The sequence below is a fragment of the Sphingomonas sp. CBMAI 2297 genome (assembly GCF_029870595.1).
GTDB lineage: Bacteria > Pseudomonadota > Alphaproteobacteria > Sphingomonadales > Sphingomonadaceae > Sphingomonas.
Map to the genome: position 1 here is coordinate 531,291 of NZ_JAPDIR010000001.1, position 9,623 is coordinate 540,913.

12 protein-coding genes are annotated in these 9,623 nt (G+C 69.7%); 6 read left to right on the forward strand and 6 right to left on the reverse strand.

Annotated elements, in window-relative coordinates:
• Nucleotides 1-23 precede the first annotated feature (23 nt).
• Together OMP43_RS02685 and OMP43_RS02690 are read left to right on the forward strand one after the other, a co-directional pair.
• Nucleotides 24-1,070, forward strand: a complete 1,047-nt coding sequence (locus OMP43_RS02685) for a glycerophosphodiester phosphodiesterase (protein ID WP_280278104.1) — start codon at nucleotides 24-26, stop codon at nucleotides 1,068-1,070.
• Between the two features lie 8 nt (nucleotides 1,071-1,078).
• Nucleotides 1,079-1,375, forward strand: coding sequence for a hypothetical protein (locus tag OMP43_RS02690; protein ID WP_280278060.1), 297 nt, complete (start codon nucleotides 1,079-1,081; stop codon nucleotides 1,373-1,375).
• Here OMP43_RS02690 and OMP43_RS02695 read toward each other — a convergent pair.
• Both OMP43_RS02695 and OMP43_RS02700 read right to left on the reverse strand, forming a co-directional pair.
• On the reverse strand, nucleotides 1,369-1,686 hold the full coding sequence (locus OMP43_RS02695) for an antibiotic biosynthesis monooxygenase (protein WP_280278061.1): 318 nt from the start codon (nucleotides 1,684-1,686) through the stop codon (nucleotides 1,369-1,371). The genes OMP43_RS02690 and OMP43_RS02695 overlap by 7 nt on opposite strands.
• A complete protein-coding gene (locus tag OMP43_RS02700) occupies nucleotides 1,683-2,003 on the reverse strand; it encodes an NIPSNAP family protein (RefSeq protein WP_280278062.1) in 321 nt (106 codons plus the stop codon). The genes OMP43_RS02695 and OMP43_RS02700 overlap by 4 nt, the downstream gene beginning before the upstream one ends.
• Before the next feature lie 96 nt (nucleotides 2,004-2,099).
• On the opposite strand from OMP43_RS02700, the gene OMP43_RS02705 reads away from it, so the two are divergent.
• Nucleotides 2,100-2,777: a winged helix-turn-helix domain-containing protein gene (locus OMP43_RS02705; protein ID WP_280278064.1), complete on the forward strand. Its 678-nt coding sequence runs from the start codon at nucleotides 2,100-2,102 to the stop codon at nucleotides 2,775-2,777.
• A 79-nt stretch (nucleotides 2,778-2,856) separates the two neighbouring features.
• On the opposite strand, the gene OMP43_RS02710 is transcribed toward OMP43_RS02705, so the two are convergent.
• Entirely contained in the window at nucleotides 2,857-4,548 is a 1,692-nt protein-coding gene (locus tag OMP43_RS02710; protein WP_280278065.1) for an acyl-CoA dehydrogenase, read from the reverse strand.
• A 46-nt stretch (nucleotides 4,549-4,594) separates the two neighbouring features.
• Between OMP43_RS02710 and OMP43_RS02715 the strand changes: the two genes are divergently transcribed.
• Nucleotides 4,595-5,509: an L-threonylcarbamoyladenylate synthase gene (locus OMP43_RS02715; RefSeq protein ID WP_280278067.1), complete on the forward strand. Its 915-nt coding sequence runs from the start codon at nucleotides 4,595-4,597 to the stop codon at nucleotides 5,507-5,509.
• 272 nt (nucleotides 5,510-5,781) lie between these two features.
• On the opposite strand, the gene OMP43_RS02720 is transcribed toward OMP43_RS02715, so the two are convergent.
• Nucleotides 5,782-6,438: an HAD-IA family hydrolase gene (locus OMP43_RS02720; protein WP_280278069.1), complete on the reverse strand. Its 657-nt coding sequence runs from the start codon at nucleotides 6,436-6,438 to the stop codon at nucleotides 5,782-5,784.
• Between the two features lie 138 nt (nucleotides 6,439-6,576).
• On the opposite strand from OMP43_RS02720, the gene aqpZ reads away from it, so the two are divergent.
• Nucleotides 6,577-7,308, forward strand: coding sequence for an aquaporin Z (gene aqpZ / locus OMP43_RS02725; RefSeq protein ID WP_280278070.1), 732 nt, complete (start codon nucleotides 6,577-6,579; stop codon nucleotides 7,306-7,308).
• 44 nt (nucleotides 7,309-7,352) lie between these two features.
• Here aqpZ and msrA read toward each other — a convergent pair whose 3' ends face one another.
• Nucleotides 7,353-7,898 carry a peptide-methionine (S)-S-oxide reductase MsrA gene (gene msrA, locus OMP43_RS02730; protein ID WP_280278072.1) on the reverse strand — a complete coding sequence of 182 codons (546 nt, stop codon included), beginning with the start codon at nucleotides 7,896-7,898 and terminating at the stop codon, nucleotides 7,353-7,355.
• 65 nt (nucleotides 7,899-7,963) lie between these two features.
• Between msrA and galE the strand changes: the two genes are divergently transcribed.
• Complete coding sequence (gene galE, locus OMP43_RS02735) at nucleotides 7,964-8,962, forward strand: UDP-glucose 4-epimerase GalE (protein WP_280278073.1); 999 nt, start codon at nucleotides 7,964-7,966, stop codon at nucleotides 8,960-8,962.
• Here galE and OMP43_RS02740 read toward each other — a convergent pair.
• On the reverse strand, nucleotides 8,959-9,623 hold a 665-nt coding region (locus OMP43_RS02740), incomplete at its 5' end, for a phosphatase PAP2 family protein (RefSeq protein WP_280278075.1). The genes galE and OMP43_RS02740 overlap by 4 nt on opposite strands.

Sequence of the window (9,623 nt, forward strand, 5' to 3'; positions counted from 1 at the left end):
CGTTGATTGCGGCGCTGATGCTGATGGTGCCGGCCGCCGCCTTGGGGCAGGATCACGCGATGCATGGGAAAGCGGACAAGGTCATCGTCATCGCGCATCGCGGCGCTTCGGGCGAGCGCCCCGAGCACACGTTGCTCTCCTATCAGCGCGCGATCGAGCAGGGCGCCGATTTCATCGAGCCCGATCTGGTGCCGACCAAGGACGGCGTGCTCGTCGCCCGGCACGAGAACAACATCGCCGACACGACCGACGTGGCGGACCATCCCGAGTTCGCCGCGCGCCGGACGACCAAGACGATCGACGGCGAGAAGCTCACCGGCTGGTTCACCGAGGATTTCACGCTCGCCGAGCTGAAGACACTGCGTGCCAAGGAGCGGCTGCCCAAGCTCCGCCCGGGCAACACGAAATATGACGGCCAGGCCGCGATCCCGACGCTCGACGACGTGATCGCCCTTGCCAGGCGGGCTTCGAAGGAGACGGGGCGGACGATCGGCATCTATCCCGAGACGAAGCATCCGACCTATTTCGCCTCGATCGGCCTGCCGCTGGAGCAGCGGCTGGTCGACAAGCTCAAGGCGGCGGGCTGGGACCGCGCCGATGCGCCGGTCTTCATCCAGTCGTTCGAGGTGGACAATCTCAAGAAGCTGAAGACGATGACGCGGGTGCGGCTGATCCAGCTGATGGCGGGGAGCGGCGGCCCGGCGGACGGCGCCCAGCCCAGCTACAAGGCGATGGCCACGCCGGAGGGGCTTAAGGCAGTGGCCGCCTATGCCTATGGCATCGGCCCGGAGCGGACGATGATCCAGCCGGCGTCCGGCCCCGCCACCACTTTGGTCGCCGATGCGCATGCCGCAGGGCTCAGGCTCCATCCCTGGACGTTTCGGGCGGAGAACTTCTTCCTCCTGCCGGACTACCGCTCCGGCGCAAATCCGATGGACCATGGTCGACTGAAGGACGAGATCCTGTACTTCATCGGGCTGGGCGTGGACGGTTTCTTCACCGATTTCCCGCATGTCGGCGTCGAGGCGCGGGACACGGCGGCCGGGTCGCACGCGCGAATGGGGGGATGAGGATTACGATGCGCACGCTTCTGGTTCCGATCTGCGCGATGCTGCCGCTGCTCGGTGGCGGCTGCATCGCCAAGACCGTGGTCGATGTCGCCACCTTGCCGGTGAAGGCGGGCGCCAAGGCCGCCGACTGGGCGACGACCAGCCAGGACGAGGCCGATCGCAACTATGGCCGCAAGATGCGCGAGCAGGAAGCGCGCGAGGGCAAGGAACTGCGCAAGCTCTGCAAGAAGCATCCCGACGACGCGCGTTGCGCGGGCGGCGACAATGGCTTTCGTGCCGATCCGGGCGGCAATCGCAATCACTGACCGGCGCGGTCGTGCATGCCATGGCCGCGCACGACCGTCGCGATGCTGATCCGATAGTCGCGGAAGATTCCCGCACGACCTTCGGCCTGTGCCGCACGGTGCGGGCCGAACTCGCGCCAGGCCGCGATCGCGGCTTCGTCGCGCCACCAGGACAGCGACAGCAGCTTGCCGGGTTCGGCCAGGCTGGCGAATCGCTCGATCCCGAGGAAGCCGTCGATCGCCGCCAGTTCCGGGCCGAGCGCGGCGGCGAGATCGAGATAGCGATCGCCCCGGCCCTCCGCCGGCCAGGCTTCGAACAGCACCGCGATCATGGCCGCACCGGCGCCGGGGAAAGGCGGCGAAGGAAGATCCTGTCCTCGCGCCGGATGAACCGCTCGCGCGCGGCGAAATCATAATTGGCGCGGCCGGCGGGATCGTCGCGGAGGCGGGCGCGATAGGCTTCATAGGCGGCGAGCGAATCGATGTCGTAGACGCCGTAAGCCGTCGTCGCCGAGCCCTCGGCGGGCCCGAAATAGCCGATCAGGCCGGCGCCGCAGCGCGGGATCGCCTCGCCCCAGCCACGGGCATATTCGGCAAAGGCCTCTGCCCCGAAGGGCTCGATCTCATAGCGGATGAAGCAGGTCAGCATCGGATTTCTCCTCCGCCGCCCTTCTGCCGCACGGCCGCGGGCAATGCTTCGGCCGGCACCGTAGCATTGCCCCTCCCGCACGGGCATGATGCGCGGATGCAGCGCATTTCCGCCTTTGCCGAGACCGCCGCGCTGATGGGTGACCCCGCGCGCGCCAACATGCTGTTCGCGCTGATGGACGGCCGCGCGCTCACCGCGGGCGAGCTGGCGCGCTACGCCGGCGTGACTCCGCAGACTGCGAGCGGCCATCTCGCCCGGCTCGCCGAAGCGGGAATGGTCGCGCCCGCCGCGCAGGGCCGCCACCGCTATTTCCGCCTCGCTTCGCCCGGAGTGGCGCAGATGGTCGAGAGCGTGATGAGCGTCGCCGAGGAGCTGTCGCGCCGCCCGCTTCCCGTCACCGGGCCCCGCGACGCCGGGCTTCGGCGCGCGCGGACCTGCTATGATCACCTCGCGGGCGAACTCGCCGTCGCGATCGCCGGGCGCATGGCCGAGCGCGGGCAGCTGGTGCTCGGCCATGACGGCGCCGCGCTCACCGGAGCCGGCGTGTCGCTGCTCGGCGAGCTCGGCGTGGCGGAGGCAGCGCTCGACGCCCCGTGCCGCGCCTGCCTCGACTGGAGCGAGCGCCGCCCGCACCTTGCCGGCGCGCCTGCCACGGCGCTCTACCGCCATTTCGTCGCGCGCAGCTGGGTGCGGCCCCGCCAGGGCACGCGCGCGCTCGAAGTCACGCGGGCGGGGGAGGCGGCATTGGCGCGCTGGTTCGGCATTTCATTGTAAATCCAGCCAATTCGGCGCCAATAGCCGGCGAGTTGTCCGCGCGCTTCCGCTATGGTGCCATGCTCTAAAGGGGGAAGCTCTACGCGGCGAAGCCCTCGGCATCGACCGCGTAGAGCATTTCCGCCCTGGCCATGGCCGCCGGCTTGAGCCCCATCGCCTCGGGCACGATCTGGGCAACGTAGAAGCGCGCGGCGGCCTGCTTCATCTTCAGGAACGCCGGATCGCCCTCGCTGCGCGCCGCGGCGCGGCCGCCCGCTTCCATCAGCCAGCCGCACACCGCGGTGGAGAGCATCGTCAGGAACGGATAGCTGGCCGCCAGCCGGTCATCCATCTCGCTCGCCAGCAGGTTGCGGGCGACTTCCTCGCACGCGTCGATCAGGTTGAGCAGCCCGGTATCCTCGGCATCCTCGCGCATCTGCCCGATCAGGCCGAGCAAGGTGCCGCCATTGTCCATGGCGAGCTTGCGGCCCACCAGGTCGGCCGCCTGGATGCCATTGGTGCCTTCATAGATCGGCGTGATGCGGGCGTCGCGGAAATGCTGGGCGGCGCCGGTCTCCTCGATATAGCCCATGCCGCCATGGACCTGGACGCCCAGGCTGGCGACTTCGTTGCCGAGATCGGTGCCATGCGCCTTGGCGAGCGGGGTAAGCAGCTCGACGCGCTTCTCCGCCGCCGCGTCCCCGGCCCGGGCCCGGTCGAGCTGGCCGAAGGCGTAATAGACCAGGGCCCGCGCCGCCTGGGTCTGCGCCTTCATGCGCAGCAGCATGCGGCGGACGTCCGGATGCTCGACGATCGCCACCTGTTCGCCGTCGCGATAGCCCTGCACCCGCTCACGGGCATAGGCGACCGCGCGCTGGGTGGCGCGCTCGGCCACCTGCACGCCCTGCAGGCCGACATTGAGCCGGGCATTGTTCATCATCGTGAACATCGCCCGGATGCCGCCCAGCTCGGGCCCGACCAGCTCGCCGATGCAATCGTCGTGATCGCCGAAGCTCAGCACGCAGGTGGGCGAGGCGTGGAGGCCCATCTTGTGCTCGATCGAGACGGTACGCACGTCGTTGAATTCGCCCGGCGTGCCGTCTTCGTTGAGGCGGTATTTCGGCACCAGGAACAGCGAGATGCCCCGGGTTCCCGTCGGCGCCCCCGGCGTGCGGGCCAGCACGAGGTGGACGATGTTGTCGGCCATGTCGTGATCGCCGAACGAGATGAAGATCTTGGTGCCCTTGATTCGCCACTTGCCGTCCCCGGCAGGCTCCGCCCGGGTCTTGAGCGCGCCGACGTCCGAGCCGGCTTGCGGCTCGGTCAGGTTCATCGTGCCGGTCCAGGCGCCGGTGGAGAGATGCGGGAGATAGGCCGCCTGCTGCTCGGGCGTGCCGTGATGCATCAGCGCCTCCACCGCGCCGACGGTGAGGATCGGCGCCAGCGCGAAGCCCATGTTCGCCGTGCCGAGCGTCTCCAGCACCGCGATCGACAGGCTCACCGGCAGCCCCTGGCCGCCATGCTCCACCGGCGAGCCGATCGTGCCCCAGCCGCCCTCCACATAAGCCCGGTACGCATCCGCGAACCCGGCCGGCATCTTCACGCCGTCCGGCGTCCATCGCGGTCCGTCGGTATCGCCCAGCCGCTCCAGCGGCGCCCATTCGCCCGCCGCGAACGCGCCCGCGCCCTCCAGCACCGCATCGGTCATTTCGGCCGCCTCCTCGCTGATTTCGCCCAGGCGGACGATGGTCTCGAGCACGAAGCGCTGATCGGCGGTGGCGGGGATGAACATAGAGCCTCTCTTGTGGTCTGGTTTCGCGCCGTATAGCTCGCCCAAAGTGAGCCCGACAAATCCGCGCATCTTACCCTACGGCACGGCCGCCATCGCGGAGGCCGCCGCGCTGATTCGCGCCGGTGCATGCGTCGCGGTGCCGACCGAGACGGTCTATGGCCTCGCTGCCGACGCCACCGATTCGCGCGCGGTCGCGGGGATCTACGCGGCCAAGGGGCGGCCGAGCTTCAACCCGCTGATCGTCCATGTGCCGGACCTCGCCACCGCCGAGCGGATCGCGCTGTTCGACGAGCGGGCACGCGACCTCGCCCTGCGCTTCTGGCCGGGGCCGCTGACCCTGGTGCTGCCCGTGCGCCCGGATGCCGGTATCGCGTCGCTGGTCACCGCCGGGCTCGACACGATCGCGATCCGGGTGCCGCGCCACCGGGCGATGCAGGCCCTGCTGGCGGCGAGCGGCAAGCCGCTGGCGGCGCCTTCGGCCAATGCCAGCGGCGCGATCAGCCCGACTCGCGCCGCGCATGTCGCGCGGAGCCTGGCCGGCCGCATCCCGCTGGTGATCGACGACGGCGCGACCCCGGCGGGCGTGGAATCGACCATCGTGATGGGCGAGCGCATCCTGCGCCCGGGCCCGCTCGCCGCCGAGGAGCTCGGGCTCGTGATCGCTGCCGCCGACGGCAAGATCACGGCGCCCGGCCAGCTCGCCAGCCATTATGCTCCCTCCAAGCCGGTGCGGCTGAACGCGACCGAGGCGAAGGATGGCGCGTATCTCATCGGCTTCGGCGCGGTCGCCGGGGCCGAGACCTTGTCCGCCGGCGGTGACCTTGCCGAAGCCGCGGCGAACCTGTTCGACGCGCTGCACCGTGCCGATGCGAGCGCCGCGCCGGCCATCGCGGTGGCGCCGATCCCCGAATCCGGCATCGGCGTGGCGATCAACGACCGGCTGCGCCGCGCCGCGCACTAGCCCCGGCATCCGGCCGATTCGGGCCCGGCGCGCCGTGCGGAAGTCCACGAAACAAACGCTAAGGGGGCCTGTCTTCTCCGCCCGCACCTTGGACGGCGACGGTCCGACCGGAGTGGGAGAGGAAGCCGGTTCGCATCCGCCAGCATCGAGCAGGCGAAGCCCTATATTGCAAGGATTGCGCGAAGCGCCGGACTGGGGATCCAGACGAGCTTTCGAAACCATGCCGTCATCCCCGCCTTTGCGGGGGTGGCGATGGAGAATATGCGGTCCGGCTAACCGGCGACCAGCCTCAGCCAGCCCCGCGCGTCGGTCTCGACGGCGAGACCCCGATAGTCGGCGCGTTTCGGATGCGGGGTGTCGAGCGGGCCGTGATGCGTCTCGGTGATCACGATCGCGGCGGCGCCGGCCGCGTCGGCAGCGGCGAGGCCGGCCGGGCTGTCCTCCCACACCAGGCAATCACCAATGGCGACGCCGAGCCGATCGGCCGCCGCAAGGAAGCAATCGGGCGCGGGCTTGCCGTGCGCCACATCCTCGGCGGTGATCACCACCCGGGGCAGCGCCACGCCCGCCGCCGCGAGCCGGCGCAGCGCCAGCGCCCGCGGCGCCGAGGTGACCAGCGCCCAGCGATCCGCGGGCAGGCGGGAGAGGAATGCCGCCGCGCCGCCGATCTCGGCCAGGCCATCGATATCGTCGATCTCGGCCTGGGTGAGCGCTTCGGTCTCCGCCTCGGCATCCACGCCGGCGGGCGCAAAGCGGCGGATCGTCTCGATCGCGCGGACGCCGTGCAGGGCCGCCATCAGCGGATCGGCCGCGATGCCGTGCCGCGCTGCCCAGGCGCGCCACACCCGGTCGACCACGGCCATGCTGTTCACGAGCGTGCCGTCCATGTCGAACAGGAAGGCGGCGAAGCTGCGATCGGGAAGCGTCATCGCCCCTCCCTCACCACAGCCGCCGCCGTGCCGCAATCGCGATCCGCCGCGCTTTGCATTCCTGCCGCCAAAGACCTACAAATCTGCGCAGGTCTGGGGGTTTGGGAGAGAGACCGGATACAGCAGGAGGGCAATATCATGAGCAATGTGCAACGCGGGCTCGCCGAACTGATCGGCACGTTCTGGCTCGTTTTCGGCGGATGCGGCAGCGCCGTGCTCGCCGCTGCGTTCCCCGATGTCGGCATCGGGCTGGCGGGCGTCAGCCTCGCCTTCGGCCTCACGGTGCTCACCATGGCCTATTCGATCGGCCATATCTCGGGCTGCCACCTCAATCCGGCGGTCACCTTCGGCCTGTGGGCCGGCGGCCGCTTTCCGGCGAAGGACATTCCGCTCTACGTGATCGCGCAGGTGATCGGCGCGGTGATCGGCGCGGGGCTGCTCTGGTACATCGCCAGCGGCGGGCCGGGCTTTGCCGGCGGCCTGGCCTCCAACGGCTTCGGCGCGCACTCGCCGGGCCATTTCTCGTTCGAATCGGGCATGGCGATCGAAGTCGTGCTGACCTTCATGTTCCTGATGGTGATCATGGGATCGACGGACAGTCGCGCCCCCGCCGGCTTCGCGCCGATCGCGATCGGGCTGGCGCTGACGCTGATCCACCTGATCTCGATCCCCGTCACCAACACCTCGGTCAATCCGGCGCGCTCGACCGGCCCGGCGCTGCTCGAAGGCGGCATCGCGCTCCAGCAGCTCGTCTGGTTCTGGATCGCACCGATCGTCGGCGGGCTGCTCGGCGGCTTCGTCTACAAGGCGCTCGGTGCCGAAGCGGGCAAGCGCCCGCCGATCGAAGGCGAGGCGCTGCCGGCGGAATGAACTGAAAATCCTCCCCCGGTGAAGCCGGGGGAGGTCGTTTCGGGTCAGGCCGGCGTGCCTTCCTTGCTCCGGGCGGCGAAGCTCTTGCGGAGCTTGCGCAGCTTGGGCGGGATCACGGCCAGGCAATAGGGATTGCGCTGGCCGTCGCCCTGCCAATATTCCTGGTGGTAATCCTCGGCCGGCCACCATTGGCCGAGCGGCTCGATCGCGGTGACGATCGGCTCGGGCCAGTCGGGGCGGGCCCGGTCGATCGCGTCCAGCGCCTCGCGCTCCTGCTCGGCCGAATGCGGGAAGATCGCCGAGCGATACTGGGTGCCGATATCATTGCCCTGGCGGTTCAGCTGGGTCGGGTCGTGCGTCGCCAGGAAGATGTCGAGGATCTCGCCATAGCTGATCTGGTCGGTATCGAAGCCCAGCCGGATCGCTTCCGCATGCCCGGTCTCGCCCGAGCAGACCTGCTTGTACGTCGGGTTCTCCCGGGTCCCCCCGATATAGCCGCTTTCGACCGACTGCACGCCGATCACGTCGTTGAACACGGCCTCGGTGCACCAGAAACAGCCTCCGGCCAATGTTGCGGTCTCGATGGTCATCGCGAACTCCTTGCTATCGGCGCAAAGATAGGATTGAGCGCGCCAAGAGCAATGCGGAGTTGGACATGCGCGAAGGCACGGTGCTGGTCACGGGCGGGGCAGGCTATATCGGCAGCCATGCGGTGCTGGCGCTGCTCGATGCGGGCTGGAAGGTCGTGGTGGTCGACAATCTCGTCACCGGCTTCGACTGGGCGGTCGATCCGCGCGCGGCGCTGGTGGTGGCGGGCATCGAGGATGACGCGGCGGTTCGCGCCGCGATCCGCGCGCACGGCGTGACCGCGATCATGCACTTCGCCGGATCGGTGGTGGTGCCCGAGAGCGTGACCGACCCGCTCAAATATTATCGCAACAACACCGCGGCCAGCCGCGCGCTGATCGAAAGCGCAGTGGCGGAGGGCGTGAGGCACTTCATCTTCTCCTCCACCGCCGCGACCTATGGCATCCCCGAAGTCGTGCCGGTGCGCGAGGACAGCCCGAAGCAGCCGATCAACCCGTATGGCATGTCCAAGCTGATGACCGAGATCATGCTGAAGGACGTCGCCGCCGCGCATCCGATCAACTATGCGGCGCTGCGCTATTTCAACGTCGCGGGCGCCGATCCGCGGGGCCGCTCCGGCCAGTCGACCGCGGGGGCGACCCACCTGATCAAGGTCGCGGTCGAGGCGGCGACGGGCAAGCGCGGCCATGTCTCGGTCTTCGGCACCGATTTCGACACGCCCGACGGCACCGGCGTGCGCGACTATATCCATGTCAGCGACCTGGCCGCCGCGCATGTCGACGCGCTCGACCTGCTGATCGTGCGGCCGGGCGAGAGCCATGTCCTGAATGCCGGCTATGGCCGCGGCTTCTCGGTGCTGCAGGTCCTCGACGCGGTCGACCGGGTGACGAACCTGACGATCGAGCGCCGGCTGGAGGGGCGCCGCGCGGGTGATCCCGATGCGCTGGTCGCGGACAATGGCGCGATCCTGGCGGCGCTGCCGTGGCGGCCGCGGCACGACGATCTCGAAGGCATCGTCAAGGATGCGCTGGCCTGGGAGCGCAAGCTGGCCGAGCGCGGGGCCTAGGCGCCGCCGGGCCCGGCGCGGGCGAGCAGTGCCAGCTCGATCCGCCACCACAGCATCGCCCAGACGCCGCCGAACGCCCAGCCGGCGGCGACGTCGCTCGGCCAGTGCACGCCCAGATAGACGCGGCTGACGCCCACCGAGAAAGTGAGCACCAGCGCGACGACGAGCACGAAGGCGCGGATGCGGCGATCGGGCAATACCGGGAAGAGCAGGGTGGCGAGCGTGAGATAGACGATCGCGCTCAGCGCGGCATGGCCGCTGGGGAAGCTCTTGGAAGTTTCCTCCATCAGGCGCCCGACCAGGTCGGGCCGCGAACGGCTGACCAGCGCCTTGATCATCTCCACGGTGAGCGAGCCGAGCGTCGTCGCGCCGACGAGGAGCAGCGCGGTGCGCAGCCGGCCGGCGAGCCACAGGAAGATCGCGGCGACCAGCACGAGGAAGCTCAGCACCGTGGTGCTGCCCAGCGCGGTGACGTCGCGCACGGCCGAGGGGAGCCAGGCCGGGCCGATCGGATGCGCGCCGTCGCGCATCGCCAGCATGATCGCGCGGTCCATCGCGGCACCGTCGCCCTCGACCAGTTCGTGCCCGAACCAGATCAGCGCGAGCAGGAACAGCGCGAAACCCGCCACGGCGAGGATCGGCCAGGGCAGGCGGCGGGAGG

Excerpts from the sequence above, each read along its gene's own strand:
- OMP43_RS02685 (WP_280278104.1), top strand. The coding sequence starts at position 24 with ATGGTGCCGGCCGCCGCCTTGGGGCAGGATCACGCGATGCATGGGAAA.
- OMP43_RS02690 (WP_280278060.1), top strand. The coding sequence starts at position 1,079 with ATGCGCACGCTTCTGGTTCCGATCTGCGCGATGCTGCCGCTGCTCGGT.
- OMP43_RS02695 (WP_280278061.1), bottom strand. The coding sequence starts at position 1,686 with ATGATCGCGGTGCTGTTCGAAGCCTGGCCGGCGGAGGGCCGGGGCGAT.
- OMP43_RS02700 (WP_280278062.1), bottom strand. The coding sequence starts at position 2,003 with ATGCTGACCTGCTTCATCCGCTATGAGATCGAGCCCTTCGGGGCAGAG.
- OMP43_RS02705 (WP_280278064.1), top strand. The coding sequence starts at position 2,100 with ATGCAGCGCATTTCCGCCTTTGCCGAGACCGCCGCGCTGATGGGTGAC.
- OMP43_RS02710 (WP_280278065.1), bottom strand. The coding sequence starts at position 4,548 with ATGTTCATCCCCGCCACCGCCGATCAGCGCTTCGTGCTCGAGACCATC.
- OMP43_RS02720 (WP_280278069.1), bottom strand. The coding sequence starts at position 6,438 with ATGACGCTTCCCGATCGCAGCTTCGCCGCCTTCCTGTTCGACATGGAC.
- aqpZ (WP_280278070.1), top strand. The coding sequence starts at position 6,577 with ATGAGCAATGTGCAACGCGGGCTCGCCGAACTGATCGGCACGTTCTGG.
- msrA (WP_280278072.1), bottom strand. The coding sequence starts at position 7,898 with ATGACCATCGAGACCGCAACATTGGCCGGAGGCTGTTTCTGGTGCACC.
- galE (WP_280278073.1), top strand. The coding sequence starts at position 7,964 with ATGCGCGAAGGCACGGTGCTGGTCACGGGCGGGGCAGGCTATATCGGC.